At 69.2% G+C, this 26,424-nt stretch carries 24 protein-coding genes; 16 read left to right on the top strand and 8 right to left on the bottom strand.

Annotation, left to right across the window (positions count from 1 at the left end; translation table 11 throughout):
- Positions 1–4: 4 nt before the first annotated feature.
- Positions 5–1,678 carry a DUF5671 domain-containing protein gene (locus BJQ94_RS03875; RefSeq protein WP_265400760.1) on the bottom strand — a complete coding sequence of 558 codons (1,674 nt, stop codon included), beginning with the start codon at positions 1,676–1,678 and terminating at the stop codon, positions 5–7.
- A complete protein-coding gene (locus BJQ94_RS03880; protein ID WP_265400761.1) occupies positions 1,675–2,166 on the bottom strand; it encodes a hypothetical protein in 492 nt (163 codons plus the stop codon). Before BJQ94_RS03880 ends, BJQ94_RS03875 begins: the two co-directional genes overlap by 4 nt.
- A 110-nt stretch (positions 2,167–2,276) precedes the next feature.
- Between BJQ94_RS03880 and BJQ94_RS03885 the strand changes: the two genes are divergently transcribed.
- Entirely contained in the window at positions 2,277–3,770 is a 1,494-nt protein-coding gene (locus tag BJQ94_RS03885) for a PAS domain-containing sensor histidine kinase (protein WP_265400762.1), read from the top strand.
- A 116-nt stretch (positions 3,771–3,886) separates the two neighbouring features.
- On the opposite strand, the gene BJQ94_RS03890 is transcribed toward BJQ94_RS03885, so the two are convergent.
- Positions 3,887–4,135: a WhiB family transcriptional regulator gene (locus BJQ94_RS03890; protein WP_035837005.1), complete on the bottom strand. Its 249-nt coding sequence runs from the start codon at positions 4,133–4,135 to the stop codon at positions 3,887–3,889.
- Between the two features lie 182 nt (positions 4,136–4,317).
- Between BJQ94_RS03890 and BJQ94_RS03895 the strand changes: the two genes are divergently transcribed.
- The 7 genes from BJQ94_RS03895 to BJQ94_RS03925 all read left to right on the top strand — a co-directional run bounded on the left by BJQ94_RS03895 (position 4,318) and on the right by BJQ94_RS03925 (position 10,661).
- A complete protein-coding gene (locus tag BJQ94_RS03895; protein ID WP_265400763.1) occupies positions 4,318–4,773 on the top strand; it encodes a hypothetical protein in 456 nt (151 codons plus the stop codon).
- Between the two features lie 36 nt (positions 4,774–4,809).
- Entirely contained in the window at positions 4,810–5,595 is a 786-nt protein-coding gene (locus tag BJQ94_RS03900; protein WP_265400764.1) for a DUF1684 domain-containing protein, read from the top strand.
- Between the two features lie 172 nt (positions 5,596–5,767).
- On the top strand, positions 5,768–7,252 hold the full coding sequence (locus BJQ94_RS03905; RefSeq protein ID WP_265400765.1) for an ABC transporter substrate-binding protein: 1,485 nt from the start codon (positions 5,768–5,770) through the stop codon (positions 7,250–7,252).
- Between the two features lie 28 nt (positions 7,253–7,280).
- Positions 7,281–8,243 carry an ABC transporter permease gene (locus BJQ94_RS03910; RefSeq protein ID WP_265400766.1) on the top strand — a complete coding sequence of 321 codons (963 nt, stop codon included), beginning with the start codon at positions 7,281–7,283 and terminating at the stop codon, positions 8,241–8,243.
- The gene (locus tag BJQ94_RS03915; protein ID WP_265400767.1) at positions 8,240–9,052 is read left to right on the top strand and encodes an ABC transporter permease; all 813 of its coding nucleotides are present in this window, start codon (positions 8,240–8,242) and stop codon (positions 9,050–9,052) included. Before BJQ94_RS03910 ends, BJQ94_RS03915 begins: the two co-directional genes overlap by 4 nt.
- The gene (locus BJQ94_RS03920) at positions 9,049–9,888 is read left to right on the top strand and encodes an ABC transporter ATP-binding protein (RefSeq protein ID WP_265400768.1); all 840 of its coding nucleotides are present in this window, start codon (positions 9,049–9,051) and stop codon (positions 9,886–9,888) included. The genes BJQ94_RS03915 and BJQ94_RS03920 overlap by 4 nt, the downstream gene beginning before the upstream one ends.
- Positions 9,885–10,661, top strand: coding sequence for an ATP-binding cassette domain-containing protein (locus tag BJQ94_RS03925; RefSeq protein WP_265400769.1), 777 nt, complete (start codon positions 9,885–9,887; stop codon positions 10,659–10,661). Before BJQ94_RS03920 ends, BJQ94_RS03925 begins: the two co-directional genes overlap by 4 nt.
- A gap of 7 nt (positions 10,662–10,668) precedes the next feature.
- On the opposite strand, the gene bcp is transcribed toward BJQ94_RS03925, so the two are convergent.
- Genes bcp through aroA form a run of 3 tightly spaced genes read right to left on the bottom strand, consistent with a single transcriptional unit; the run spans position 10,669 to position 13,582 of the window.
- Positions 10,669–11,142, bottom strand: coding sequence for a thioredoxin-dependent thiol peroxidase (gene bcp, locus BJQ94_RS03930; RefSeq protein WP_265400770.1), 474 nt, complete (start codon positions 11,140–11,142; stop codon positions 10,669–10,671).
- A gap of 17 nt (positions 11,143–11,159) precedes the next feature.
- Positions 11,160–12,224: a ribosome small subunit-dependent GTPase A gene (rsgA, locus tag BJQ94_RS03935; protein WP_265400771.1), complete on the bottom strand. Its 1,065-nt coding sequence runs from the start codon at positions 12,222–12,224 to the stop codon at positions 11,160–11,162.
- Complete coding sequence (aroA, locus tag BJQ94_RS03940) at positions 12,221–13,582, bottom strand: 3-phosphoshikimate 1-carboxyvinyltransferase (protein WP_265400772.1); 1,362 nt, start codon at positions 13,580–13,582, stop codon at positions 12,221–12,223. Before aroA ends, rsgA begins: the two co-directional genes overlap by 4 nt.
- A gap of 147 nt (positions 13,583–13,729) precedes the next feature.
- Between aroA and BJQ94_RS03945 the strand changes: the two genes are divergently transcribed.
- Together BJQ94_RS03945 and BJQ94_RS03950 are read left to right on the top strand one after the other, a co-directional pair.
- Positions 13,730–14,344 carry a sigma-70 family RNA polymerase sigma factor gene (locus tag BJQ94_RS03945; RefSeq protein WP_265400773.1) on the top strand — a complete coding sequence of 205 codons (615 nt, stop codon included), beginning with the start codon at positions 13,730–13,732 and terminating at the stop codon, positions 14,342–14,344.
- The gene (locus BJQ94_RS03950) at positions 14,341–14,583 is read left to right on the top strand and encodes a zf-HC2 domain-containing protein (protein WP_265400774.1); all 243 of its coding nucleotides are present in this window, start codon (positions 14,341–14,343) and stop codon (positions 14,581–14,583) included. Before BJQ94_RS03945 ends, BJQ94_RS03950 begins: the two co-directional genes overlap by 4 nt.
- 28 nt (positions 14,584–14,611) lie before the next feature.
- On the opposite strand, the gene BJQ94_RS03955 is transcribed toward BJQ94_RS03950, so the two are convergent.
- Complete coding sequence (locus BJQ94_RS03955) at positions 14,612–14,941, bottom strand: hypothetical protein (RefSeq protein ID WP_265400775.1); 330 nt, start codon at positions 14,939–14,941, stop codon at positions 14,612–14,614.
- A gap of 286 nt (positions 14,942–15,227) precedes the next feature.
- Here BJQ94_RS03955 and BJQ94_RS03960 point away from each other — a divergent pair, with 286 nt between their 5' ends.
- From BJQ94_RS03960 to BJQ94_RS03970, 3 genes are all read left to right on the top strand, one after another.
- On the top strand, positions 15,228–15,683 hold the full coding sequence (locus BJQ94_RS03960) for an Asp23/Gls24 family envelope stress response protein (protein ID WP_265400776.1): 456 nt from the start codon (positions 15,228–15,230) through the stop codon (positions 15,681–15,683).
- Between the two features lie 105 nt (positions 15,684–15,788).
- Positions 15,789–16,052, top strand: a complete 264-nt coding sequence (locus tag BJQ94_RS03965; protein ID WP_265400777.1) for a GlsB/YeaQ/YmgE family stress response membrane protein — start codon at positions 15,789–15,791, stop codon at positions 16,050–16,052.
- Between the two features lie 138 nt (positions 16,053–16,190).
- A complete protein-coding gene (locus BJQ94_RS03970) occupies positions 16,191–18,398 on the top strand; it encodes an MMPL family transporter (RefSeq protein WP_265400957.1) in 2,208 nt (735 codons plus the stop codon).
- A gap of 75 nt (positions 18,399–18,473) precedes the next feature.
- Here BJQ94_RS03970 and BJQ94_RS03975 read toward each other — a convergent pair whose 3' ends face one another.
- Positions 18,474–22,286, bottom strand: coding sequence for a multifunctional oxoglutarate decarboxylase/oxoglutarate dehydrogenase thiamine pyrophosphate-binding subunit/dihydrolipoyllysine-residue succinyltransferase subunit (locus tag BJQ94_RS03975; RefSeq protein WP_265400778.1), 3,813 nt, complete (start codon positions 22,284–22,286; stop codon positions 18,474–18,476).
- Between the two features lie 134 nt (positions 22,287–22,420).
- On the opposite strand from BJQ94_RS03975, the gene BJQ94_RS03980 reads away from it, so the two are divergent.
- From BJQ94_RS03980 to BJQ94_RS03990, 3 genes are all read left to right on the top strand, one after another.
- The gene (locus BJQ94_RS03980) at positions 22,421–23,860 is read left to right on the top strand and encodes a GuaB1 family IMP dehydrogenase-related protein (protein ID WP_265400779.1); all 1,440 of its coding nucleotides are present in this window, start codon (positions 22,421–22,423) and stop codon (positions 23,858–23,860) included.
- Between the two features lie 131 nt (positions 23,861–23,991).
- Positions 23,992–25,362: a hemolysin family protein gene (locus tag BJQ94_RS03985; RefSeq protein WP_265400958.1), complete on the top strand. Its 1,371-nt coding sequence runs from the start codon at positions 23,992–23,994 to the stop codon at positions 25,360–25,362.
- Positions 25,359–26,417, top strand: coding sequence for a hemolysin family protein (locus BJQ94_RS03990; protein WP_265400780.1), 1,059 nt, complete (start codon positions 25,359–25,361; stop codon positions 26,415–26,417). Before BJQ94_RS03985 ends, BJQ94_RS03990 begins: the two co-directional genes overlap by 4 nt.
- Positions 26,418–26,424: the final 7 nt, after the last annotated feature.

Raw genomic sequence — 26,424 nt, forward strand, 5'->3', positions numbered from 1 at the left:
GTCGTCAGGAGCCCGCGGTGACGGGGAGGACGGTGAGAGCGCCGTCGGCCCCGACCACCAACACCACCCGCTCCCCGGATACGCCGGCGAGAGCCTCGACGACCTGGCCGGGCGTCGGCAGCGTGACCGGCGCCGATGGAGCGGCATCGGTGCGCTGCCAGTAGCTGACGCGGGCCCCGGTGAGCTCTCGCAGGTGCGCCACGACGGGCTCGGCTCCCGGGCCCATGATGAGGATCAGCTCGGCGATTCCGGGTCTCACCGCGGGCGCCGGCGGAGCGGGGAGGGGTGCGGCGGCAGAGCCGGCGGCTGCGGCCCGGTCGCCGCGCCAGACGCTGAAGTGGTACCCGGCGACAAGGCCGGTGGCCACCAGCAGGCCGAGAGGCGCGCGGATGCGGTCGAGCAGGCCGGCGTCCCCGCCGAGAACCGAATCGAAGAGGCGGAAGCCGATGACGAGCAGGGTGATCAGGGCGACGACGGCGCTGATGCCGAACACCACCACCAGGTACACGCCACGGCCGGGGGAGCGCCGGCGGCGGGGGTCCAGTGCCGTGCCCGGACGCCAGGTGACCCACCACAGCGGCCCGCCGACCAGCACAGAGCTGATCCCGCCGAGGAGCAGAGTGCGGGGGTCGGACGCGGCGAGCGGAGTCGTCAGGGCGGCCAGGAGCGCGTTCACGATGACACCGATCCCCGTTGCCGTCGCGACCAGGGCGATGCCGCTGGTCACCAGGCTCGCCGCCTCCCGCACCGGGCCTGGCCGGAGGCGCACCACACCGCGGTGGTAGACCCAGACCAGGCCACCCACCAGGGCGGCGGCGACGGCCAGGCCGAGGGGATCGATGAGCGCGGCGAGCGGCTCCGACCTGTCCACGGCGAGTCGCAGCAGCACGAACAGTGTTGTGCCGGTACCGGCCAGGGCCAGCAGGGCACCGCCCAGGATGCCGACGCCCACCAGCGCCACGGCGGCGAGAGGCGTGCTGGTGTGTCGTCCGTTCTCGTGCCACCAGTGCCACCACCAGATGAGTCCGCCGCCGACCGCCCAGACCAGACCCTGCACGGCCGGGAACCACCACGGGTCACCGGCCAGGGCGGGAGCACCGTCAAGAGCCCTGTCGAGCACGATCGTGAGCGCCGTGACGGCGCCGCCGGTGCCGAGCACCAGTCCGAACGTGCCGCCCAGCACCGCGGCGGTGCCGGGGAGCCGGGTCGGGCGCCTGCTGCTGCGTCGCAGCACGAACCTGTGCCCGGCCCACACGCCGGCCCAGACCAGCCCTGTCGTGGCCTCCGCGGTGAACTCGTCGCCGGTCACGGCGGCCGCGCCGGCCGTGAGCAGCGCGGTGCCGGCGACGACCACGGCCACCGTGACCATGCCGACCAGATACAACGCCCAGGCCAGCGAGTTCAGTTCAGCCGGGTCGGCCAACCGGCGCCAGGCGAACCAGCCCAGGATCCCGGCCAGCGGGCCGCCGATCAGGGTGAAGGTCAGCGAGACGGCCAGGCCGCCGGTGTCGCCCACAAGCGTCGTGCCCGTGGCCAGGTCGGCCAACCGGTTGAGCAGGTCGCCCAGACCGCTCGCCACCAGCACGACGAGCACGAAGAGGATCGTGTACACGACGATCCTGCGCACGAGCGGCGCGGCGGATGCCCGGGCCGGAGCCGTCGACGAGGTCACGGTCATGGGGCATCCTCCTGATCGGCCGGACACACGGCCAGCTGCCATGGTGCGTCGGCGATGAGCCACTCGCCGGCGACCTTCTCCAGGTCGAAGACGTCGTCGCTCTGGTACTCGTCGACCCCGAACGGGCCGCTCCCGTACGACGTGACGATCGACACCCGCACGTCGGCGCTGCTGTCCCGCTCCGTGGCGCCCTGAAAGATCACTCGGATGTCGTCCGTGGTCGAGGGGGAAGTGCGCTCGCAGCCGGCCAGGGCGCTCTCGGTGAGGTAGCCGGCCGCCAGGTCCTCATCGCCGGCCAGTACGGCCGTGGAGTATCGCTGCACGACTCCGCTCGGGGTGCCGGCGTCGAGCGGGGCAGGCTGGCCGCGGCTGAACACCACGATGAGGGCGAACACGACGAGCACCACGAGCAGCCCCAGCACCACCAGCAGCGCAGGGTCGCGCCCCGCGACCGGCCCGGCGGCCCGTCCGGGTTCGGTGGAGGTCATCTGACGAGCATGGCGCATCCGTTGTCTGGGCGCCAGCGTCTCGGCTGCCGCCCGGCGGGAAGATGACGGCGCCGTGCACGGACGGCCTGCGGCGGCCGTAGGCTGTTCACGTGTCGACGCTCAGTGATCTCGTACTTGCCCAGGGCCGCAACAATGCGGAGGACGTCGACTGGCTGCACATGCTCGTCGCCGACGGCCAGCTGCTGGCCGACCTCGCCTTCGCCGACATCGTGGTGTGGGTGCCCACCATCGGTGGCAGCTTCGTCGCCGTCGCGCACGCAAGGCCCTCCAGTGCCGCCACCCTGTTCTACCGGGACTTCGTGGGCCAGGACATCAAGGCCGAGTGGCGCAAGCAGGTCACGGAGGCGTTCGACACCGCCAAGATCATCGACACGACTGCGCCGGACTGGTACGAAGAGACCCCCACCAGGGTGCGGGCCATCCCGGTGCGCCGTCGGATCAGCTCCAGCGGTGCAGAGATCACGCCAGAGCCGATCGCCGTGCTCACCCGGCACACCAATCTCAGCGAGACGCGCACCCCCGGCCGCCAGGAACTGACCTTCAACGACTGCGCCAACGACCTGTTCGCCATGATCGCCTCCGGTGACTTCCCCGATCTCGGCGCCCCCACCGGCCCGCGCCGCGGCGCGCCCCGCGCGTCGGACGGCCTGATCCGGCTCGACCTGGACGGGGTCACCACATTCGCCAGTCCGAACGCGCTCTCGGCGTTCAACCGGATGGGCTTCGCCGACGAACTCGAGGGTGAGTCGCTCGCCGAGGTGACCACCAGCCTGCTCACCGGCAAGGCCGTCGTCGACGAATCCCTGCCCCTCGTCGTCACCGGCCGGGCACCTTGGCGCACCGACATCGAGGCCAGAGGGGTGACGGTGTCGCTGCGCGCGATTCCGATCCGCAACCGGGGCGAACGGATCGGCGCCATCGTGCTGTCCCGCGACGTCACCGAACTGCGGCACCAGGAACGCGAACTGATCACCAAGGATGCCACCATCCGGGAGATCCACCACCGGGTGAAGAACAACCTGCAGACCGTCGCGTCGCTGCTGCGGATCCAGGCCAGGCGCACCCATTCGGACACCGCTCGCGAAGCCCTCAACCAGGCCATGCGCCGGGTCGCGGCCATCGCCGTCGTGCACGACACCCTCTCCTCCGGCCTGAGCCAGAACGTGGACTTCGACGCCGTGTTCGACAGGGTGCTGCTGCTCATCGCCGAAGTGGCCTCCGCGCACAACACGACGGCGCACCCCACCTCCTCCGGCAGCTTCGGGATCCTGCCCAGCGCCTACGCGACCCCGCTGGCCCTGGCCTTGACCGAACTCGTCACCAACGCCGTCGAGCACGGGCTCGCCGGGCGGGAGGGCGAAGTGGCCATCGAGGCGGAGCGCAACGAGGAGACCCTCACCGTGCGCGTGCGCGACAACGGGTCCGGCATGCCGGAAGGCAAGGTCGGATCGGGGCTCGGGACCCAGATCGTGCGCACGCTCATCCAGGGTGAGTTGAGCGGCACGATCGACTGGCACACGATGATGGACAGCGGCACCGAGGTCACCATCGAGATCCCGCTGCGCTTCATGGAATTCGACTGATCCCACCGCTGAACCCACCGCGGGGTCAACTGCTGAGCCGCTCGACCGCGCCAACACACGTCAAAACGGGCGAGCAGCCGAAGCTGCTCGCCCGTTTCGGGCACATCGTGACGCGTCTAGGAGGCGCGGCGGGCGCGTGCGGCGCGACGCTTGAGCGCACGGCGCTCGTCTTCGCTCAGGCCACCCCAGACGCCGGAGTCCTGGCCGGTCTCGAGTGCGTACTGGAGGCACACCTCGGTGACGTTGCAGCGGGCGCACACGGACTTGGCCTTCTCGATCTGGTCGACTGCCGGACCAGTGTTACCAACCGGGAAGAAGAGTTCCGGGTCAGCGGTGAGGCAGGCAGCTTTATCGCGCCAGTCCATAGGGGTGCTCCTTTATTGCGGGGGGATGCCTGGCCGATCGGCCGAAGATGCGGGGGAAGCCCAGGTTTCAGGAGGTCGGATCTGCATGGAGATCCGCTCACCACCCTGTGAGCGTGAACCGGGCCTCAAATATGGTTGCATAATAGGGGTGTCAAATCAATAGTTTTGTATGGGATATCGCTGTGAGCCAACCGTTCGACCCCGGCCTGGACGGCCAGAATGAGCCCCGTCGGGCCCCCCGTCCCCGGGCGCTCACGCTCCTGGCTGCCCTGCTCTTCGCGGAGGCCGCCCTCCTCTGGGCCGCCGTCGTCTGGCTGATCCTGGAGCTGCTCACCGACCAGCCCAGCTCGTTCGCCAGCGCGGTCGCGATCCTCGTGCTCACCATCGTCGCCGCGGTCTGGGTCTCGACCATTGCGGTGGCCACCCTCCGGGGCAGGTCGTGGATCAGGGCGGCGGCCATGACCTGGCAGTTCGTGCAGGTCTTCATCGCGATCGGCTGCTTCCAGGGCCTCTACGCCAGGCCCGACCTCGGCTGGGCACTCCTCGTGCCGTCGGCGCTGGTCGTCGTGCTGCTCTTCACCCGCAGTGTGCTCGAGGCCACGAGCGCCCGCGACCGTCATTCCCCGTCACAGGATTAGTAACCCGCGGGCCCCAGGCCCGAGAATTGTAAGGTTATGACCGTTCCGTCCCCCACCCCAGCCGCCGCACCGGTACTGTCCGACGACATCGTTGCGACCGCCGCAGCCGGCTGGCCGCAGTGGCGTTCCGGCCGTCTGGCCTCCGTCACGGCGCCGACGGGCAACCTGGCCCTGGTCGAGACCCGGTGGCTCGCCGAGGACGGCCCAGACCAGGACGCCGCCGTCGCCGAGGCCGAGGCCGCCGTGGCACCGGGCGTCACCGTCACGACGCTGCAGCGCACAGACCTCAGCACAGGCCGGCCAGAGCGAGGCCTCCGGATCTGGGACGCCGCGTCACCCGGGATCGTGCACTTCGACACCGTGACCGGCTGGGAATTCGACCCCGCCTGGGTCGTCAGCGCCCGGTTCACCCCCATCGACGCCGCCAACACGGTGTCCTTCGAGCACATCAGGGACAACGGCGGCACCAGGGACCTGGTCGTTCCCGGCGACATCACCTTCACGCTGCACGGCACCGACCACCGGCTCAGCGCGTTCGACGACGGCGGAACCCTGCTCCTCGTCTTCGGCGACACCACCAACTCGGCCGACGACGACACGGCCAGCTACGAGGCCGGCCGGTTCCTCTTCGTCGAACGGCCCCCGCACGCGTTCGGCGAGGCCGGCGATGTCGTGCTCGACTTCAACCGGGCGTTCGTGCCGCCGTGCGGCTTCTCCGTGCACTACAACTGTCCGTTGCCGCCGCGCAACAACCGCTTCGGGTTCCCGGTCACAGCCGGCGAGAAGCTGGTGCGGTTCCGCGACGGCCACACCCTCTACTGACCGGCGCTACCGACCAGCGCTACCGACCCGCGGCCGGATCCCCTCCGGCCCGACCCACGTCGACGTCGACGACCCCGGCACCGGATGCCCGGCCTCGACCGGCCGTCCGGCACGCCGCCGCAGCATCCCCGAACACAGCATCCCCACACACAGCACCCGCAGGAGTAGTCACGTGAAAACATCCGTCACCGCCGCCATCATCGCCGCCGGAGCCCTCGTCCTGACCGGCTGCGCCGCGTCGCCGAGCTCCGAGACCTCGGCCGACAGCATCGAGATCGGCTCGCTGTACGAGCCGCAGAACCTCGACAACACGGCCGGAGGCGGCCAGGGCATCACCGAGGCATTCAACGGCAACGTCTACGAGGGGCTGTTCTCGCTCGCCGACGACGGCACCGTCGCACCGCTGCTCGCGTCCGGCTACACAATGAGCGACGACGGCCTCAGCTACACGTTCACCCTCCGCGACGACGTCACCTTCCACTCCGGGGAGCCGCTCACAAGCGCCGACGTCGCCTCGAGCATCGCCAGGGTCACGGTGGAGGACTCGCAGTCCGCCCGCAAGTCGAGCCTGGCGGCCATCAGCGACGTCGCGACCCCCGACGAGCACACCGTCGTCATCACCCTGGCCACCCGCTCCATCTCGCTGCCGTACCTGCTCAGCTACGTCTGGATCTCCGGCGCCGACGCGACCGACCTGCAGAGCTCGGAGGACGGCACCGGCCCGTACACGCTGGACGAGTGGAAGCGCGGCAGCTCGCTGAGCCTGTCCGCGTGGGACGGCTACTGGGGCGACGCCCCGAAGTCCGACGAGGTGGTCTTCAACTACTTCACCGACGCCACCGCGCTGAGCAACGCGCTGCTGACCAACCAGATCGACATCGTCACGAGCGTGCAGAGCCCGGATGCCCTGAGCCAGTTCGAGGACAACGCCGACTACGTCGTGAGCGACGGCGACTCGACCACCAAGGAGCTGCTCGTCTTCAACGACCGGGTCGCCCCGTTCGACAACGTCGATGTGCGCAAGGCCCTGTACTCGGCCATCGACCGGGAGAAGCTGCTGGACTCCATCTGGGGCGGCTACGGCACCCTGATCGGGTCGATGGTGCCGCCGACCGACCCCTGGTACGAGGACCTCAGCGACACCAACCCCTACGACGTCTCCCTGGCCACGGACCTGTTGGCCTCGGCCGGCTACGCCGACGGCTTCGAGTTCACGCTCGACACCCCCACCTACGACCCGCACCCCGCCGTCGCCGAGTTCATCAAGAGCGAACTGGCCAAGGTGGGCGTGACCGTCACGATCAACCCGATCAGCTCCGACGAGTGGTACACCAAGGTGTTCAAGGACCAGGACTTCACGGCCACCCTGCAGGAGCACGTCAACGACCGCGACGTGGTCTGGTACGGCAACCCCGACTTCTACTGGGGCTACAACAACCCCCAGGTGACCCAGTGGGTGGCGGAGGCCGAACAGTCCGGCACCGAGGCCGAACAGACCGCGACACTGAAGAAGGTCAACGAGCAGATCGCCGCGGATGCCGCCAGCGTCTGGCTGTACCTCTACCCGCAGATCGTCGTCGCGAGCAGCGACCTCGAGGGCTACCCGGTCAACGGGCTCAACTCGCAGTTCTACGTCTACGACATCGAGGCGAAGTAGCCGCCCGGGCACAGGAGCGAGGCCGACCGTGACCCGCTACCTGCTGCGCAGGTCGGCCTTCCTGGTCGCGTCCCTGCTCCTGGCCCTTGCGGTGCTCTTCGTGCTGCTGCGGCTGCTGCCCGGCGACCCGGCGAACGCCCTGCTGTCGGTCAGCGCGACCCCGGCGCAAATCGCTGCCGCCCAGGCACAGGTCGGCAGCGACCGGGGACTCTGGGAACAGTTCTGGCAGTGGCTGGTTCCGCTGCTGCGGCTGGACCTCGGCTCATCGTTCATCAGTTCGCTCCCGGTCGGGCCCGAGATCCTCGCCAGGCTCGCCGTGACGGTGCCGCTGACCCTGCTGGCCTTCGGGCTCGCCCTGCTGCTCTCGCTGCTGGTGGGGTTCGTGGCGGCCTGGCGCGCCGACCGCTGGTACGGGACGGCGCTGTCGGTGCTGTCGCAGCTGGGCATCGCCGTGCCCGCGTTCTGGGTGGGCATCCTGCTCGTGAGCGTCTTCGCGATCGGCCTGCGGATCTTCCCGTCCGGCGGCTTCCCCCGCGACGACTGGGCCGATCCGGCGGATGCGCTGCACTCGCTCACCCTGCCCGTGCTCACCGTCGCCATCGTGATGAGCGCGTCGCTGTCCCGCTACGTGCGGAGCGCGACCCTGGACGTGCTCGGCAGCGACTACCTCCGCAACGCCAGGGCCCTGGGCTCCGGCTTCGGCCAGGCCATGTGGCGGCACGGCCTGCGGAACGCGTCGGTGCCGGTGATCGCGATCCTCGGCATCGAACTGGCCACCACGTTCCTCGGCGCCGTCGTGATCGAGAGCGTCTTCACCCTGCCGGGCCTGGGCAGCATGCTGCTCACCGCGATAGCACAGCACGACTACCCCAACATCCAGGGCATCCTGCTCGTGAGCACGGTCGCGGTGCTGCTCATCGGCTTCCTGGCCGACATCATCCAGCGCCTGGTCGATCCGCGCCTGCGCGCACGGGCGGGGGAGGCTCGATGACCCGGTCGTTCACGCTGACAGCGGGGCTGGTGCTCACCGCCGCCGTGGCGCTGCTCGCGCTGGTCTCGGTGGTGTGGCTGCCGTATCCGGTCGCCGACACCTCAGGCGGCCGGCTGGAGGCCCCTGACGCGACGCACTGGCTGGGCACGGACAAGCTCGGCCGCGACCTGTTCAGCCAGCTGATGATCGGCGCGCGAATCGCACTCACCGTTGGCGCGGGCGCCGTGCTCATCGCGGCCGTGCTGGGCATCACCCTGGGCCTGGCCGCCGCGTTCGCCTCCGCCTGGCTCGACGACACCCTCTCGGCCGTCCTCGACATCCTGATCGCCTTCCCCACCCTGCTGCTGGCCATGCTCATCGTCGCCGCACAGGGCGCCTCGCTGTGGTCCGCGGTGCTCGCGATCGGCCTGGCCCAGTCGGCCATCGTGGCCAGGCTCACCCGGGTGCTGGCCAAACGGGTGCTCACGCAGCAGTACATCGTTGCGGCCCGCACCTCGGGGACCGGCTGGCCCGGTGTGATCCGCCGGCACGTGCTGCCGAACATCTGGCCGACCCTGGGCGTGAACCTCGCCCTGCAGTTCGGTGCAGCGGTGCTGGCCGAGGCGAGCCTGTCGTACCTCGGCCTCGGCGCCCCTCCGCCCAACGCGTCCTGGGGGCGGATGCTGCAGGAGGCGCAGGCCACCGTGCTCGTCGCCCCCGTCGGCGCCCTGGCGCCCGGCCTCGCCCTCGTCGCCCTGGTGATCGGGGTGAACCTCGTCGCCGATGGCATCCGCGCCGTCGCCGACCCCACCAGAAGGAGCACCAGATGAGCCTGCTCTCCGTGACCGGCCTCGCCGTGAGTCAGACCGGCCGCCGCCCCGCCGGCACCGTGAAGTCCGCCAGCCTGCTGCGGGACGTCTCGTTCGAGCTGGCCGCCGGCGAGAGGCTCGGGCTCATCGGCGAGTCCGGGTCGGGCAAGTCGCTGACCGCCCTGGCCCTCACCGGGCTGCTGGCCGGCGGCCTGGCCGCCACCGGCAGCGTGCTCCTGGACGGGGTGCAAGTGGTCGGAGCGGCCGAGCGCACTCTCGTCGGCCTTCGCGGCCGGGTCGCCGCCACTGTCTTCCAAGACCCGCTCACCGCGCTCGACCCGCTCATGCGGCTCGGCGCCCAGCTCGCGGAGCCCCTCCGGCGGCACCGGGGACTGCGCAAAGCGGCGCTGGCCACCGCGGTGCACGACGCGCTGGCCGAGGTGAGCCTCGACGAGACCGAGCGCATCATCCGGTCCTACCCGCACGAGATCTCCGGCGGGCAACGCCAACGGGTGGCGATCGCGATGGCGCTCGCCTGCCGCCCACAGCTGCTCATCGCCGACGAACCGACGACGGCGTTGGACGTGACGGTGCAGGACGGGGTGCTGGCGCTGCTGGACCGCATCGTCGCCGAGCGCGGCATGGCGCTGCTGTTCGTCAGCCACGACCTCGCCGTCGTGGCCCGTATGACCGACAGGGTGCTCGTGCTGCAGCGCGGCGACGTCGTGGAGAGCGGTCCGTTGCAGCGGCTGCTGCGGGCGCCGGAGCATCCGTACACGGCCGAGCTGGTGCGCAGCGCCCGCACCCTCGACACCGTGCTGGACGTGGCACCGCGAGCGGCCGGGGCGGCCTCGTGACCGCCATCCTGCAACTGGCCGAGGTCGGGTTCGCCTACCGGGGCGGCGCCGCAGCGCTGTCCGATGTGTCGTTCTCGGTCGAGGCTGGCCAGAATGTGGGCCTGGTGGGCGAATCCGGGGCCGGAAAATCGACGTTGCTACGCCTGCTGCTCGGCCTGGGCAGACCGAGCGAGGGCACGATCCTGTTCGACGGTGCGCCGCTGAACCCGCGCGACCGGGCCGGCATGCGCCGGTTCCGGCAGAGCGTGCAGGCCGTCTTCCAGGACCCGTACTCGTCGCTGGACCCCCGCCAGTCCGTGGGCGCCATCGTCGCCGAGCCGCTGCGGTCACTGGGCCTCAGCTCCGGTCAGGCGGCCAGGGACCGGGTGCGCGCAGTGCTCGAGTCTGTCGGGCTGCCCGCCGACGCCGCCGGCCGGTACCCGCACGCGTTCTCCGGCGGCCAGCGGCAGCGGATCGCCATCGCCAGGGCGATCGCTCCCCGGCCCCGGCTGCTGCTCGCCGACGAACCGGTGAGCGCGCTCGACGTGACCACCCGCATCCAGGTGATCGATCTGCTCGCCGAACTCGGTCTCAGCCACCAGCTCACCGTGGTGATGGTGTCGCACGACCTCGGCGTGGTGGCGGCGTTGTGCGAGCGGATGATCGTGCTGCAGAACGGCCGCGTGGTGGAACAGGGCGCAACGACCACCGTGCTCGGCGCCCCCGCGCAGCCGTACACGCGCCGCCTCCTGGCCGCGGTGCCGCGGCTGCCTCCCGCCGAGCCGGCAGCGTGAGGGCCGGTTAGAGGCCGAGCTTCTTACGCAGGCTGGCCACGTGGCCGGTGGCCTTGACGTTGTAGAGCGCCAGCGTCACCACGCCGGCCTCGTCGAGCACGAAGGTGGAACGGAGCACCCCGGTGACGATCTTGCCGTAGAGGTTCTTCTCTCCCCATGCGCCGTAGGCGCGGTGCACGGCGAGGTCTTCGTCGCTGAGCAGCGGGAAGGTGAGGTGCTCGGTCTCGGCGAAGGTGACCAGCTTGGCCTGGGTGTCCTTGGACACTCCCAGCACCTGGTAGCCGGCGGAGGCGAGCGAACCGAGGTTGTCACGGAAGTCGCAGGCCTGCGTGGTGCAGCCCGGCGTCATCGCGGCCGGGTAGAAGTACACCACGACCTTCTGGCCGCGCAACGAGGCCAGGCTGACGGCGCGGCCGGTCTGGTCGGTCAGGGTGAAGTCTGGGGCTGTGTCGCCGGCTGCGAGCCGGGGGAAATCCGTCATGGAACTACGCTACCCGGTCAGTTCTCACCCGGGCGGTGCGCAGGCGCTGCCGCAAAGGTCTCCAGCAGGCGCTGCAGGGAGTCCAGGCGCGCTTTGCCGGTGTCACCCAGGGTTCCGGCCGCCACGGCCTCGTTGATGGCGCAGTCGGGCGAGGAGGGCAGGTGCGTGCAGCCGCGCGGGCATTTCTCGGCGATGACAGCCAGGTCGGTGAAGGCGCGCAGGATGTTGTCGGTGTTGATGTGGCCGAGGCCGAAGGAGCGCACGCCCGGGGTGTCGATGACCCAGCCGCGGCCGGCATCCGTTTCGAGGCGCAGGGAGATCGTCGACGACGACGTGTGCCGGCCGCGGCCGGTGACGGTGTTGACGACCCCGACCGCGCGGTGGGCGTCGGGCACGAGCGCATTCACCAGGGTGGACTTGCCCACGCCGGAGTGGCCGACGAAGACGGTGTCGTGGCCGATCAGCGCGGCGGAGATGGCCTCGAGGGGCATGGCGTCGTCGCGGCTCTGGAACACCGGCAGGTCGAGCCCGGCGAAGTTGTCCAGGAACTCCGCCGGGTCGGCCAGGTCGGTTTTGGTGATGCAGAGGATGGGGGAGACCCCGGCGTCGTACGCGGCGACGAGGTACCGGTCGACGAGGCGGATGCGCGGCTCCGGGTTCGCCGCGGCGACCACGATGAGCATCTGGTCGGCGTTGGCGACGATCACGCGCTCCACGGCATCGGTGTCGTCGGCGCTGCGGCGCAGCAGCGTCTCGCGGCGCACGATCCGCACGATCCGCGACAGGCTGCCTTCCGCCCCGGTGGTGTCGCCGACGATGTCGACGCGGTCACCGGTGACGACGGCGTGCTTGCGCAGCTCGCTGGCGCGCGCGGCCGTGACCCGGCGCTCGGTGGGCTCGTTCTCGTCGAGCATCACCGTGTAGCGGCCGCGGTCGACCGAGAGGATGCGACCGGTCAGGGCGTCGCCGTGTTCCGGACGGGTCTTCGTGCGGGGTTTGCTCCCCTTGCGACCCGGGCGGATGCGCACACTGGACTCGTCGAACTCCGGCTCATCGTCGTCGGGGGTCGACCACCACGTCACTGAGTGCCCGCTCCGGAGACCAGGCCGTGCCACAGCTCGGCGAACTGGGGGAGGGTTTTGGCGGTCGTGCCGATGTTCTCCACCTCGACGCCGGGAACCACGAGGCCGAGCAGGGCGCCGGTGGTGGCCATCCGGTGGTCGTCGTAGCTGTGCCAGGTGCCGCCGTGCAGGGGCCTGGGGTCGATGGCCAGGCCGTCCGGAAGCTCGGTGACGTGGCCGCCGAGGTTGTTGATCTCGGTCGCGAGGGCCGCGAGACGGTCGGTCTCGTGATGGCGGATGTGCCCGATGCCGGTGATGGTGCTGGGCGAGTCGGCCAGCGCCGCCAGCCCCACGAGCGTCGGCGCGAGTTCGCCGCCGGTGGACAGGTCCAGGTCGACGCCCGTGATGCGGCCGGTGCCGGTGACCGTGAGCCTGTCGCCGTCGAGGGTGACGGTGGCGCCGAAGAGCGGCAGCAGCTCGGCCAGGTGGGCGCCGACCTGCGTGGTCGTGGCCGGCCAGCCCGTGATCGTCACGGTGCCGCCGGCGACGAGCGCGGCGGCGAGGAACGGGGCGGCGTTGGAGAGGTCAGGTTCGATGTCGACCTCCGCCCCCCTGATGGCGCCGGGGGCGACGTTCCAGACGCCGACCTCCGGGCTGGTCACGGTGACGCCGCGCTGGGCGAGGGTGTGGATTGTCATCTCGATGTGCGGCAGGCTCGGCAGGCGCTCACCGGCATGGCGGAGCGCCAGGCCGTTGTTGAAGCGGGCGGCGGCGAGCAGCAGGCCGGAGACGAACTGGCTGGACGAGGACGCGTCGATGGTGACGTCGCCGCCGTCGAGGCTGCCCGTGCCGTGCACGGTGAACGGCAGGGCGCCGCGGCCGTCGTCGTTGATGTCGGCGCCCAGGGCCCGCAGCGAACTGATCGTGGTGGACATGGGCCGCCGGCGGGCGCCGGCGTCACCGTCGAAGGTGGTGGGGCCGAGGGCGAGCGCCGCCACCGGCGGCAGGAACCGCATCACGGTGCCGGCCAGGCCGCAGTCGATGGTGGTGGAACCGAACAGTTCGCCGGGGGTGATGCGCAGGTCTGAGCCGTACTGGCCGTCGCCGTCGACGGACTCGATGGTGGTGCCCAACTGGCGCAGTGCGTCGACCATGAGGTCGCTGTCGCGCGAGTGCAGCGGGGAGCGCAGCAGGGAGGGCGAGTCGGCCAGGGCCGACAGCACGAGTTCGCGGTTGGTCAGCGACTTGGAGCCGGGCAGCGCCAGGGTCGCGGTGAGCGCGCGCGGTGCGACGGGCGCAGCCCACAGCGCATCCGTCTCCTCTGGCGAACTGTCGCCGTATGGATCGAACTCCGGCTTGGAATATCTCGAGATCAACATCGGTTATCAGAATAGTCGGGATCGCTTCACGCGGGACCGACTTCACAGGCAGTTGAGGAGACCGGGAGGTCATCAGTGGCAGCATCCATGCTCATGGAGCGCACGCTCGCGGTACCCCAGGGTGTCGACGGCTTAGAATTGCCCGTGATGACAACAGATACGACTGATATGCGGGACCTGTTCGAAGCACAGGCCATGCCGTTCATCGACCAGCTGTACGCAGCGGCGATGCGCATGACGCGGAACCCCTCAGACGCTCAGGACCTGGTGCAGGAGACCTTCGTCAAGGCTTTCGCGTCGTTCAAGCAGTTCGAGCAGGGCACCAACCTCAAGGCGTGGCTCTACCGGATCCTCACGAACACCTTCATCAACACCTATCGCAAGAAGCAGCGCGAGCCCTACCAGGGCACCATCGACGACCTCGAAGACTGGCAGCTGGGCGGTGCGGAATCCACGACGGCGACGTCGAGCCGCTCCGCGGAAGCCGAAGCGATCGACCACCTGCCGGACAGCGCCGTCAAGGACGCCCTCCAGTCGATCCCGGAGGACTTCCGTCTGGCGGTCTACTTCGCCGACGTCGAAGGCTTCTCCTACCAGGAGATCGCCGAAATCATGAAGACGCCCATCGGCACGGTGATGAGCCGGCTGCACCGCGGCCGCCGGCTGCTGCGCGACCTGCTGGCCGGCTACGCGCAGGAGCGCGGACTCGGCACTGGCCAGGCTGCTACGAGCAAGAAGACCTCCGGGAGTACAGGAAAATGACCGATTGCGGTTGCGAGAAGGCCAAGGCCGAACTCGAAGAATATTTGCACAATGAACTCCGTAAGGAGGACGCGTTCGACATCCGCGAGCACCTCGAACACTGTGTGGACTGCCGGAACGAGCACAATGTCGGGCTCACCCTCACCGAGGTGATGCAGCGGGCCTGCAAGGAGACCGCACCCGAGGACCTGCGCGACCAGGTCCTGCTGCGGCTGCGCGCCATCCAGTCAGCACACTGACCAACCGGCGCAGGAGCCGGCCGGCGTACTAGCCGATCCGCGCCACCGTGACCTCGATCGAGGTCACGGCCGGTTCGCCTGACGCGACGAAGTACTCTTCGATCGTCTCGTAGACCCGGCGGCAGACCTCCGTCGCCGCCTCCACGTCCGAGATCCCGATCGCGACGGATGCCGTCACACCGTCGTCGGATTCGGTGAGAGCCACCAGCTCCGGCTCCGTCGGCTTCTGCGTGAGAGCCCCCACCACGTGGTTCACAACCGTGGTGAGCACGGGACCGGCCGGATACAACTCGTCGACGCCGGGAACGTCCCCGACGGCTGCGGCGAGTTCCTCCGTGCGCTTCGTGGTGCTGCTCATGGGCGCCTCCAGTGTGACGGAACGAGTGGGACCAGATCAGTGTAGATCGTGCCCCGCGAAAAAACTTTCTGCCAATTCCGTGACGAATGCCCCGCACGCTGCGTCTGAACTATGACGATGCCAATCCTGCCCGCATTCGCGGGCTGGGAATCGGCCTTGAGAAATCGTCGACAACTTCCCCACATTCGTCACACTCCAGCCCCGATCCGGGCTGTGAAGACACCAGGAACGGCCGGTTGATCGCCGTTGTCCGCGGGTGTCTGCCATCCGAACCAAGGAGCACCAGATGACCAGCATCCTCCCCGACCCGCCGAGCGCCGCCACGACGCTGCCGGCGAACGCCGGCGCCGTCTCCGACGCTGCCGCCGACCGGGTCGGCGAGGGCGTGACCACGATCAAGGACGGCGTCATCGGCAAGGTGGCCGGCCTGGCCGTGCGGGAGATTCCCGGCGTGCACGCTGTGGGGAGCGTGCCCACCAGGGCGATCGGGGCGATCGTGGACGCCATCAGCAGCGCAGACGTCAATCCGGGTATCTCGATCGAGCTCGGTGACGAAGGTGTCACCGTTGAGATCGTGCTCGTGGCCGCCTATCCGGTGCCGCTCACCGCGCTGGCCGACCGGGTGCGCGCATCCGTCACCCGGGCCATTGAGGGCCTGGTGGGGATGACCGTGACCGCCGTGAACGTGACCATCACAGATATTTACGTGGCCGAGGAACCAGACGACAAGGACGTCGTCTAGGTTCCCGGCCGCGTAATCAAGCCGGCTCGCCAGAGCCCGGTCGGACCGCTCAGCAGGTCCGAAACACCAGCAGTACCCACAACACCAACAGAAATGAGACACTCCATGGGGTTCTTCGGATTCCTTCTTCTCGGCCTCCTCGCCGGTGCAATCGCCAAGCTGATCCTCCCGGGCAACCAGGGCGGCGGATGGTTCATCACCCTTCTGCTCGGCGTTGTCGGCGCACTGCTCGGCGGCTTCCTCGGTAGCCTCCTGTTCAACGCTCCGCTGCAGGACTTCTTCTCCATCCAGACCTGGCTCCTGGCCATCGGCGGATCCATCATCGTTCTCCTCATCTACGGCCTCCTCGTCGGCCGTCGCAAGGCGTAATTCCACCCGGGTTCGCCCAGGGATGACAGGCGGCACGCCGGACCATTCGGTCCGGGTGCCGCCTTTCTCCGTCCCGGCCGACCTTCCAACTTTCGGACGACGCCTGGACTGGGCGGTTGGCATATTCTCGGGACTGTGATGAAGACAACTGCCCCAGAGCCGCCCACGGATGCCGGTCGGCGGAGCCGGAAGACCGGCTCGCCCAGCAGGGTGCCGCTGTGGCTGCGCATCCTGATCCCCACCGCACTGATCCTGATCTGGTTCGTCATGTTCGGTGCCGGCGGAGCCTCCTTCGGCCGCATCAGTGACGTGTCCACGAACGACCAGGTGCAGCAGCTGCCCGCCAGCGCCGACGCGACGAAGGTGCAGGCGCTGCAGGCCGAGTTCCGCGGCGACGACGTGCTGCCCGGTGTGCTCGTGTACGAACGCGTCGGAGGCCTCACCGAGGCAGACCGCACGGCCATCACCGCGCAGGTCTCCGACCTCGCAGAACTGGACGGTGTCGTCACCGAGAGCGTGTCTCCGGCCATCTTCTCGGACGACGGCGAAGCGGCGGAGGCGATCCTCACCCTGGACACCCAGGTGAAACCGGCAGATACCGTGGAGTCGATCCGCGCCTATCTGGCCGACAACCCCATCGACGGGGTGGACACCTATGTGACGGGCCCGGCCGGGCTCATCGCCGACCTCACCGGCGCGTTCGCCGGCATCGACGGCATCCTGCTCCTCACGGCGCTGGCGGCCGTGCTGGTCATCCTCGTGATCGTCTACAGGTCGCCGCTGCTGCCGCTCATCGTGCTGTTCACCAGCCTCTCCGCCCTCTGCGCCGCGGTGCTCGTGGTCGTGTCGCTGGCCGCCGCCGACGTGCTGATCCTCACCGGGCAGACGCAGGGCATCCTGTTCATCCTGGTGATCGGTGCGGCAACCGACTACTCGCTGTTGTACGTGGCCAGGTTCCGGGAGGCGCTGCGTGACAACGACAAGAAGTGGGACGCCACCCTCGTGGCCCTCCGCGGGTCGTTCGAGCCGATCCTCGCCGCCGGCGGCACCGTGATCGTGGGCCTGCTCTGCCTGCTCTTCAGTGACCTCAACTCGAACAAGGCGCTGGGCCCGGTGGCGGCGATCGGCATCGCCTTCGCTCTGCTCAGCGCTTTGACCCTGCTGCCCGCGCTCATGCTCTGGGCAGGTCGCGCCGCGTTCTGGCCGGTGCGCCCCAAGCTCGGCTCCGCCCACCCCGGCCTCGACGGCGACAACGCCAAGGGCGTCTGGCCGTGGCTGGCGCGCCTGATCAGCCGCCGTGCCCGGCTCATCTGGATCGCCTGCACGGTCCTCCTGGCCGTGGCGTCCATCGGGGCGTTCCAGTTCAAGGCGGACGGGGTGTCCCAGAGCGAGTTCGTGCTGGGCACCTCGGAGGCCAGGGACGGCCAGGCCGTGGTCGGGGCACATTTCCCCGGCGGGTCCGGCACGCCGGCCGTCGTGGTCGGCTCGGAGTCCGAGCTGCAGGCGATGACGGATGTGCTGCTGGCCAACGACGGTGTCGACTCGGTCAGCGTGCTCTCAGAGGACTCCGTGAGCGGGTCGCTGCCGGTCACCGCCGACGGCGTGCAGGCGTTCGGCCCTCCCGGCACCCCCGCCGGCGACCCCACGGTGATCGACGGCGACGTCATGCTGCAGGCCACCCTCACCGACGTGGGGGACTCGGCGGCGGCCGAGGAGACGGTGCGTGAGCTCCGTACCGAGCTCGACAGCGTCACGGGCACCGTGCTCGTGGGCGGAACCACGGCGATCGCCGTGGACACCACCGACACCGCGATCCACGACCGCAACCTGATCATCCCGATCATCCTCGGCGTCATCCTGGTGATCCTGATGCTTCTGCTGCGCTCGATCCTCGCCCCGGTGCTTCTGGTGGCCACCGTCGTGCTCTCCTTCGCCGCAGCGCTGGGGGTGTCCTCCTGGGTGTTCGACGGGGTGCTGGGCTTCCCGGGGGCCGACCCCGTGGTGCCGCTGTACGGATTCGTCTTCCTGGTGGCGCTCGGGATCGACTACAACATCTTCCTGATGACCCGGGTACGGGAGGAATCGATCCGGTTCGGCACCCGCACCGGAATCCTGCGCGGGCTGGTGGCGACCGGTGGTGTGATCACCTCGGCCGGTCTGGTGCTCGCCGCGACGTTCGCCGCCCTCGGCGTGCTGCCGATCCTGTTCCTGGCCCAGTTGGCGTTCATCGTGGCGTTCGGCGTGCTGCTGGACACCTTCGTGGTGCGGTCGCTGCTGGTGCCCGCACTGGCCCACGACATCGGTCCGAAGATCTGGTGGCCCAGCAAGCTGTCCCGCCAGCCCTGATTCCCGCGAGCCGTGAGAAAAGCCCCAAAAAGTGGAACTTTTTGGGGCTCAACTCACGGCTCGCGTGTTTCGTGGTTAGAGGGTGAGGGCGCTTCTGATCAGCTCGGTCTGCTCGGCGGCGTGACGCTTCGCGGAACCGGCCGCGGGCGACGCCGAGGCGGCGCGGGAGAACAAGCGCACCTGACGGCCCAGCTTGTCCTTGCCGAGGCTGTTGGTCTGGAGGTAGAAGAACGGCCAGGCACCCTGGTTCTCCGGCTCGTCCTGCACCCAGGCCAGTTCGGCGTTCGGGTACTGGTCGGCGATCTGCTTGAGCTCGGCACCGGGAAGCGGATAGAACTGCTCCAGGCGCACCAGGGCGATCTCCGGGTTGGGGTTCTTCTCGAGGTCGGCCAGCAGGTCGTAGTAGAGCTTGCCGGCCATGAACAGCACCCGCTTGACGGCGGCCTTGTCCTGGATGCGGGCATCGTCGAGCACCGGTTCGAACTTGCCGGTGGTGAAGTCGGCGACCGGGCTGGTGGCCCCGCGCAGACGCAGCATCGACTTCGGCGTGAAGACGATGAGCGGGCGGCGGGGACGCATGTACGCCTGGCGACGCAGCAGGTGGAAGTACGACGCCGGCGTGGACGGCCGGGCGACGGTCATGTTGTTCTCGGCACACATCTGCAGGTACCGCTCGATCCGGGCGGACGAGTGGTCTGGACCCTGGCCCTCATAACCGTGCGGCAGGAGCAGCACGACGCTGGAACGCTGGCCCCACTTCTGCTCGGCCGAGGAGATGAACTCGTCGATGATGGTCTGGGCGCCGTTGGCGAAATCGCCGAACTGGGCTTCCCAGAGCACGAGGGCGTCGGCCCGTTCGACCGAGTAGCCGTATTCGAAGCCCATGGCCGCGTATTCGCTGAGCAGCGTGTCGTAGATCCAGAACCTGGCCTGGTTCTCGCTCAGGTTGGCCAGCGGCAGCCACTCCTGACCGTTGACCCTGTCGTGCAGCACGGCGTGGCGCTGTACGAAGGTGCCGCGACGGGCATCCTGGCCGGCGAAACGCACCGGGGTGCCCTCGAGCAGCACCGACCCGAGCGCGAGCAATTCGCCGAAGCTCCAGTCGATGTTGCCGTTGCGGCTCATGTCCAGACGCTTCTGCAGCAGCTGCTGCAGCTTGTTGTGCACGGTGAAGCCGGCCGGCTTGTTGTTGAAGGTGTCGCCGATCAGGTGCACGACGCTCTCCGGCACACCCGTGGTGACCGGTTCGCCGACGGCGTCGTCGGGCACGCCGGCGCCGGAGAGGCCCCTGGCCGCGGCGGCCGCGTCCCCGGTGATGATCGGGATGGACGACGTCTGGGCGGCGTGGGTCTCCATGAACGCCCGCTCGAGACGGTCCTGGAAGTCGGCGTGCGCGGCCTCGAACTCGGCCTGGGTGATGTCACCGCGTCCGACCAGGGCCTCGGTGTAGAGCTTCCGGACGCTGCGCTTGGCCTCGATCAGGTTGTACATCAGCGGCTGCGTCATCGAGGGGTCGTCGCCCTCGTTGTGCCCGCGACGGCGGTAGCAGACGAGGTCGATGACGACGTCGCGCTTGAATTCCTGCCGGTAGGCGAACGCCAGCTCGGCGACGCGGACGACGGCCTCCGGGTCATCGCCGTTCACGTGGAAGATCGGCGCCTGGATGGTCTTGGCGACGTCGGTGGAGTACACCGAGGTGCGGCCCTCGCCGGGAGGGGTGGTGAAGCCGACCTGGTTGTTGACGACGATGTGGATGGTGCCGCCGGTGCGGTAGCCGCGCAGCTGCGACATCTGCAGGGTCTCGAGCACGACGCCCTGGCCGGCCATGGCCGCGTCGCCGTGCACCAGCACGGGCAGGGTGGAGAAGGTGCCGATCGGCTTGCGGTCCTGCTTGGCCCGCACGATGCCCTCGAGCACCCCGTCGACGGCCTCGAGGTGGGACGGGTTGGCGGCCAGGTACACGGCCACCTCCTCGCCGTTCTCGCCGCGGAAGGTGCCCTCGGTGCCGAGGTGGTACTTCACGTCGCCTGAGCCCTGCACGCTCCGGGGGTCCTGGGTGCCCTCGAACTCACGGAAGATCTGACCGTAGGTCTTGCCGGCGATGTTGGTGAGCACGTTCAGCCGGCCGCGGTGCGCCATGCCGATGGCGACCTCGTCGAGGCCGGCATCCGCCGAACCCTGCAGGATCTGGTCGAGCAGGGCGATGGTGGACTCGCCGCCCTCGAGGCTGAAACGCTTCTGCCCGACGTACTTGGTCTGCAGGAACGTCTCGAACGCCTCGGCCTCGTTGAGCTTGCCGAGAATCCGCATCTGCTCGTCGTGGGTGGGCTTGACGTAGGTCTTCTCCATCTTCTCCTGTACCCACTTGCGCTGGGCCGGATCCTGGATGTGCATGTACTCGATGCCGGTCGTGCGGCAGTAGGAGTCGCGCAGCACGCCGAGGATGTCGCGCAGCAGCATGGTGCGCTTGGTGCCGAAGCCGCCGGTGATGAACTCGCGGTCCAGGTCCCAGAAGGTGAGTCCGTGGCTGGCGATGTCGAGGTCGGGGTGGGTGCGCTGCTTGTACTCGAGCGGGTCGATGTCGGCCATGAGGTGGCCGCGCACCCGGTACGCGTTGATGAGCTCCTGCACGCGGGCGGTCTTGTCGACGGCGCTGGCCAGGTCGACGCTGATGTCGGGGGCCCAGTGGATCGGGTCATACGGGATCCGCATGGCGGCGAAGATGTCTTCGTAGAAGTTGTGCTGGCCGATGAGCAGCTCGTGCACGATCTTGAGGAACTCGCCCGAGCCGGCGCCCTGGATGACCCGGTGGTCGTAGGTACTGGTGAGGGTGATGGTCTTGGAGATGGCGAGGCTGGTGAGCGTCTTGACGCTCGCGCCCATGAACTCGGCCGGGTAATCCAGGGCGCCGGCGCCGATGATGCAACCCTGCCCCTTCATCAGCCTGGGCACCGAGTGCACGGTGCCGATGCCGCCGGGGTTGGTCAGCGACACCGTGGCGCCGGAGAAATCGTCGGCGGTGAGCTTGCCCGCACGGGCACGGCCGACCAGGTCCTCATACGAGGTCAGGTACTCGCCGAAAGTCATGGTGTCGGCGCGCTTGATGGCCGGGACCATGAGCGAGCGGGTGCCGTCGGGCTTGGGCAGGTCGATGGCGATGCCCAGGCCCACGTGGGCCGGCGCGATGACCGAGGGCTTGCCGCCCTGCTCGTCGTAGTAGACATTCTGGCTGGGGAACATCTTGAGTGCGCGGATCAGCGCCCACCCGATGAGGTGCGTGAAGGAGACCTTGCCGCCACGGGCTCGCTTCATGTGGTTGTTGATCACGATGCGGTTGTCGATGAGCAACTTCGCGGGAATGGTGCGCACGCTCGTGGCCGTGGGCACGGTGAGGCTCGTGGCCATGTTGGCCGCCAGGCTCTTCGCCATACCGCGCAGCGGGGTCGCGACATCCTGCGGGGGAGTGGGGGCGGCGGCGGAGACCACCGGCTGCGGGTTGGTGATGGGCGCGTCGGCCGGAACCGGCTCGGGCTTGGGGGCGATCGAGGTGGTGCGCGCGGTGCGCGGCCCGCCGAGCACCGGGATCGGCGCGGTGATCGGGTGCGCGTCCGCGGTGGGCGTCGCGGGCGCCTCGGCCAGCGGCGGGACCTCCGCGGCGGCGGGCGCGGCAGCGGCGGCAGTGCCGGCCGATGCGGGCTCGGCGTCAGCGGATGCCTTCAGCGCCGTCGCAGTCTGGTGGTAACTGTCCAGAATCGGCCACCAGGACTGATCCACCGAGTTCTTGTCGATGAGGTAACGTTCGTAAAATTCGTCTACGAGCCATTCGTTGGCTCCGAATTCAGCAGAGGCCGTTTCTTCGGACCCACCGCCGGTCAACTGGTTCGACACAGCTGATCGCCCACTCTCTTCGTTGATTCTGATTCTCCATGGCGATCACAACCGCCGGGTCAGTGTGTTGATATCAAGACTAATCCCATCGAGGTGCTGCGCCGGTACGGCTTGTGGGGACTAGCGTTAAAAACATGCAGTTCTATGGAGCGGTGCCCCGCCACGATTTGACCTATTCCGACGTCTTCCTGGTGCCCAGCCAGTCGGCCATCAACAGCCGTCTCGACGTGTCCCTCGCCCCCGGCGACGGCACCGCGGCGACCATCCCGATCGTGTCCGCCAACATGAACTCGGTCACCGGACCTCGTCTGGCCGCATCGCTCGCCCGCCGCGGCGGCCTCGGCGTGTTGCCCCAGGACATGCACCTACAGGACCTCGACGCCGCCATCCGCTGGGTGAAGGCCCAGCCCGTGCAGTTCGACACCCCGTTCGTGTTCGCACCAGACGCCACCGTGGCCGACGCGCTCCGTCAGGTGCCGCCCGTCGAGGGCCAGGGCCTGGTCATCCACGACGGCGACGAGACCTACCTGGGCTGCATCGACGCCGCCAGGCTCGCCACGGCACTGCCGGATGCCCGCCTCGGCGACCTTCTGCACGGCCCTCTCGCCTCCCTCGACGCCGAGGACATCGACAGTGCGCGCGGCGCGTTCGACGTGATGAGCGCCGCCGACCTCGACTTCGCCCCCGTGCTGCTGCGCGGCAAGCTGGTCGGCACGCTCAGCCGCAAGAGCGCCCTGCGATCCACCCTGTACCAGCCGGCCGTCGACGCCTCCGGCCGGCTGCTCGTGGCCGCGGCCGTCGGCATCAACGGCGACGTCGCCGCCAAGGCCACGGCGCTGGCCGCCGCCGGCGTCGACGTGCTCGTGCTCGACACCGCGCACGGCCACCAGGACGGCATGATCCGGGCGTTGAAAACCGTCTCGGCGCTCAAGCTCGGCATCCCCATCGTCGCCGGCAACGTCGTCACCGCCGATGCCGTCGAGCACCTCGTGGGCGCCGGCGCGAACATCATCAAGGTGGGCGTCGGCCCCGGCGCCATGTGCACGACCCGCATGATGACCGCCGTCGGCCGGCCGCAGTTCTCCGCCGTGCTCGAGACCGCGGAGGCCGCAGGCAAGCTCGGCGCCCACGTGTGGGCGGATGGCGGAGTGCGCTACCCGCGCGACGTGGCGCTCGCGCTCGCCGCCGGTGCCGCCTCCGTGATGATCGGCTCCTGGTTCGCGGGCACCATCGAGGCGCCGGGAACCCTGGACACCGACGCATCCGGCGCCCTCTACAAGGAGAGCTGGGGAATGGCGTCGACCAAGGCCGTGCGCGAACGGTTCGACAGGCTCGACGCCTACGAGCTGGCCCGTAAGACCCTCTTCGCGGAGGGCATCTCCTCGTCGAAGATCTACCTCGACCCGCTGCGCCCCTCGCTCGAAGACCTGCTCGACATGATCACCTCCGGCGTGCGCAGTTCGTTCACCTACGCGGGGGCGGCCAGCGTGGCCGAATTCCACGACCGGGCGAAGGTCGGCATCCAGTCCGCCGCCGGTTACGAAGAGGGCAAGGCCCTAGTGGTTTCCTGGTAACGGGGCGTGAATTCGGTCAGGCTCTGCCGGTATAGTTGACCCTCTAATGGACGACCCCCCTTCTGCGAATTCACCCGACCATAAACCTTCGCCCGTGACCAGCGGCGGTGCTGCCCGTGTATGAGTGGATCATGCTCGGCTTCGGCCTGATCCTGACCCTGGGCACGGGCTTGTTCGTGGCCAGCGAATTCGCGCTGGTCAACCTCGACCGTTCCGATCTCGAGGCGCGCCGCGATCGCGGGGAGACCCGCCTGGCGAGCACCATCGCCGCGCTCAAGATCACCTCGACGCACCTGTCCAGCGCGCAGCTCGGAATCACCCTCACCACCCTGCTCACCGGGTATGCCCTCGAGCCGGCCATCAGCTCGCTCCTCGCCGGCCCGCTCACCCTGGTCGGGCTGCCCGCCGCCGCCGTCCCCGTCGTGGGATCCGCCGTGGCCATCGTGGTGGCCACCCTGATCTCGATGATCATCGGCGAGCTCGTGCCGAAGAACTTCGCCCTCGCCCTGCCGATCCAGACCGCGAAGTTCGTCATCCCGTTCCAGACGGTGTTCACCACGGTCTTCAAGCCCGCCGTGACGGTGCTCAACGGCAGCGCGAACGGCCTGCTGCGCGCCGTAGGCATCGAGCCGAAGGAAGAGATCTCCGGAGCGCGCACCGCCGAGGAACTCTCCTCCCTCGTGCGCCGGTCGGCCAGCGCCGGTCTCCTCGAGGAGGACACCGCCACCCTGCTGCACCGCACGCTGCTGTTCTCCGGCCACACGGCCTCCGACGTGATGACGCCGCGCCCGCGGCTGGCGAGCATCCAGCGCACCGCCAGCGCCCAGGCCGTCATCGACCTCACCCGCCAGACCGGCTACTCGCGCTTCCCTGTCATCGACGAGAGCGCCGATGACGTCGTCGGCATCGTGCACGTCAAGCAGGCGGTGGCGGTGCCCAGGTTCCGCCGGGCGGATGTGCCGGTGTCAGCCCTGCAGTCGGAGGCGTTGCGCGTGCCGGAGACCATGAAGCTCGACGGCCTGCTCAGCGAGCTGCGCGGCCGTGGCTTCCAGATGGCTGTGGTGGTCGACGAATACGGCGGCACCGCCGGGGTGGTCACCCTGGAGGACCTCGTCGAGGAACTCGTCGGCGAGGTCGCCGACGAGCACGACCGCACCAGGGCCGGCATCGTGCGCTCCCCAGGGTCGCTCACCTTCCCCGGCATGCTGCGCCCGGACGAGCTCGACGAGCGCGCCGGCCTGTCGGTGCCGGATGACGGCCCGTACGAGACCGTCGCCGGTTACGTGATGAGCGAACTCGGCCGGCTGCCCGTCGTGGGCGACACCGTGCGCATCACCACCGGCGAGCTGCGGGTGGAACGGCTTGACGGCCGTCGCATCGACCGCCTCCGCTACACCCCAGACCCCGTCGAACCCGGCGCACCCGCGACCGGCGCCGTGCGCACCATCCAGAAGGCAGCAGTGACCACTTCGTCTGAGACCACGCAGGAGGGCGGCCGATGAGCGACTGGGCCGGGCTCGGCTGGCTGGTCGTCCTCCTGATCGGCAACGCGTTCTTCGTGGCCGCGGAGTTCGCCGTGATCTCGGCGCGCCGCTCCCAGATCGAACCTCTCGCCGAGGCGGGCAAGCGCAGCGCGAAGACCGCGTTGTGGGCGATGGAGCACGCCACCCTGATGCTGGCGACCTCACAGCTGGGCATCACCGTGTGCTCACTGCTGATCCTGAACGTGTCGGAACCGGCCATCCACCACCTGTTGGAGATCCCGCTGAACCTCACCGGGCTGCCCGAGGAGTACATCGGCACGATCGCATTCATCATCGCGCTGTTCATCGTGTCGTACCTGCACGTCGTCTTCGGCGAGATGGTGCCCAAGAACCTCTCCTTCTCGATCCCCGACCAGGCCGTGCTGCTCCTGGCACCTCCGCTTGTGTTCTTCGGCCGCCTGGTGAAGCCCGTCATCGTGGCGTTGAACTCCACGGCCAACGGAGTGCTGCGGCTGTTCGGCGTGGCGCCCAAGCACGAGGCCACCAGCACCTACACCCTCGACGAGGTGGCCACGATCGTCAAGGAGTCCACCAAGGAGGGCGTGCTCGCCGACGACTCCGGGGCCCTCAACGCGGCTTTCGAGTTCACCACCCGCAAGGCCAGGGATATCGCTGTTCCGCTGGACCAGCTGGTCAGCCTGCCGGAATCCGCGACCCCCGCTGACGTGGAGAAGGCCGTCACCCGGCACGGGTTCTCCCGCTACGTGGTCAACGGCGCCAGCGGGGAGCCGGCCGGCTACATCCACCTCAAGGATGTGCTGGGCCTGAACGTCGACCCGGTCGAAATCGGGCGCAACGGCTATACCGACCCGATCCCGGCCAAGCTGATCCGCCAGCTGGTGTCGATCTTCGAGGACACCGACCTCGAGGACGCCCTGGCCACGATGCGGCGTTCCGGCGCACACCTGGCCCGAACCTTCACCGCCACCGGCGACGCAACCGGGGTGCTCTTCCTCGAGGACATCATCGAGGAGCTTGTCGGCGAAGTGCAGGACGCCACCCGGCGCCTCTAGGTCAGGC

The organism is Cryobacterium sp. SO2, assembly GCF_026151165.2.
Classification (GTDB): Bacteria; Actinomycetota; Actinomycetes; order Actinomycetales; family Microbacteriaceae; genus Cryobacterium.

Coding starts and splice junctions, on each gene's coding strand:
- aroA (WP_265400772.1), bottom strand. CDS start 13,582: ATGTTGATCTCGAGATATTCCAAGCCGGAGTTCGATCCATACGGCGAC.
- BJQ94_RS03985 (WP_265400958.1), top strand. CDS start 23,992: ATGCTCGGCTTCGGCCTGATCCTGACCCTGGGCACGGGCTTGTTCGTG.
- BJQ94_RS03890 (WP_035837005.1), bottom strand. CDS start 4,135: ATGGACTGGCGCGATAAAGCTGCCTGCCTCACCGCTGACCCGGAACTC.
- BJQ94_RS03990 (WP_265400780.1), top strand. CDS start 25,359: ATGAGCGACTGGGCCGGGCTCGGCTGGCTGGTCGTCCTCCTGATCGGC.
- BJQ94_RS03960 (WP_265400776.1), top strand. CDS start 15,228: ATGACCAGCATCCTCCCCGACCCGCCGAGCGCCGCCACGACGCTGCCG.
- BJQ94_RS03880 (WP_265400761.1), bottom strand. CDS start 2,166: ATGACCTCCACCGAACCCGGACGGGCCGCCGGGCCGGTCGCGGGGCGC.
- BJQ94_RS03950 (WP_265400774.1), top strand. CDS start 14,341: ATGACCGATTGCGGTTGCGAGAAGGCCAAGGCCGAACTCGAAGAATAT.
- BJQ94_RS03980 (WP_265400779.1), top strand. CDS start 22,421: ATGCAGTTCTATGGAGCGGTGCCCCGCCACGATTTGACCTATTCCGAC.
- BJQ94_RS03920 (WP_265400768.1), top strand. CDS start 9,049: ATGAGCCTGCTCTCCGTGACCGGCCTCGCCGTGAGTCAGACCGGCCGC.
- bcp (WP_265400770.1), bottom strand. CDS start 11,142: ATGACGGATTTCCCCCGGCTCGCAGCCGGCGACACAGCCCCAGACTTC.
- BJQ94_RS03965 (WP_265400777.1), top strand. CDS start 15,789: ATGGGGTTCTTCGGATTCCTTCTTCTCGGCCTCCTCGCCGGTGCAATC.
- BJQ94_RS03945 (WP_265400773.1), top strand. CDS start 13,730: ATGACAACAGATACGACTGATATGCGGGACCTGTTCGAAGCACAGGCC.
- BJQ94_RS03955 (WP_265400775.1), bottom strand. CDS start 14,941: ATGAGCAGCACCACGAAGCGCACGGAGGAACTCGCCGCAGCCGTCGGG.
- BJQ94_RS03915 (WP_265400767.1), top strand. CDS start 8,240: ATGACCCGGTCGTTCACGCTGACAGCGGGGCTGGTGCTCACCGCCGCC.
- BJQ94_RS03900 (WP_265400764.1), top strand. CDS start 4,810: ATGACCGTTCCGTCCCCCACCCCAGCCGCCGCACCGGTACTGTCCGAC.
- BJQ94_RS03875 (WP_265400760.1), bottom strand. CDS start 1,678: ATGACCGTGACCTCGTCGACGGCTCCGGCCCGGGCATCCGCCGCGCCG.
- BJQ94_RS03970 (WP_265400957.1), top strand. CDS start 16,191: ATGAAGACAACTGCCCCAGAGCCGCCCACGGATGCCGGTCGGCGGAGC.